Genomic DNA, 470 nt, shown 5'->3' with positions numbered 1-470 from the left:
GGCGCAAGGCCAGCGGCACGTGGTAATTGGTGCCGGCCGCATCCAGCTGCGCCAGGAACCACAGCCGCTGCTGCGCGAACGACAGCACAAGCGGCTCGTTCCGGCTGACCTGTGGTATCAACGTGGCTGCTTCGTTCCGCTTCGCAGCTTTCTCTTTTGCAAGTAGGAAAAGCTGAGCCAAGCTTTCGTCGTCTAGGTTTTCCAAGCCAATCCTAACCACATTTGTCATTATCTAGACTCCTACTGAGAGCAGCTTTGCGAGCTCATCACCATCGAATTCCTGTTTAACCAACGCGATAGAAGTTTCACGGGCCAGGTTCGCGAGGACCGGCTTGGCGAACAGCATCGACAGCGGCAGTTCCACACCAACAGCCCGCGACAGCCGGCTCACGAGCCTGACGGCGAGCAGCGAGTGGCCGCCGAGCTCGAAGAAGTTGTCATGGCGGCCGACCCGCTCGACGCCGAGCAGC

Annotated in this window: 2 protein-coding genes; both read right to left on the bottom strand. The window is 59.6% G+C overall.

The genetic code is table 11. The annotated features are described in order from the left end of the window. On the bottom strand, nucleotides 1-229 hold a 229-nt coding region (locus QN224_RS33640), incomplete at its 3' end, for a hypothetical protein (protein WP_283980188.1). Between the two features lie 3 nt (nucleotides 230-232). Then, nucleotides 233-470 (bottom strand): phosphopantetheine-binding protein (locus tag QN224_RS33635; protein ID WP_283980187.1); only part of this gene is annotated, 238 nt, incomplete at its 5' end.

The organism is Sinorhizobium sp. 7-81, assembly GCF_030124405.1.
Lineage (GTDB): Bacteria > Pseudomonadota > Alphaproteobacteria > Rhizobiales > Rhizobiaceae > Sinorhizobium > Sinorhizobium psoraleae.
The sequence above is the reverse complement of the archived record's forward strand: the minus strand, read 5'-3'. Positions and strand labels throughout refer to the sequence as shown.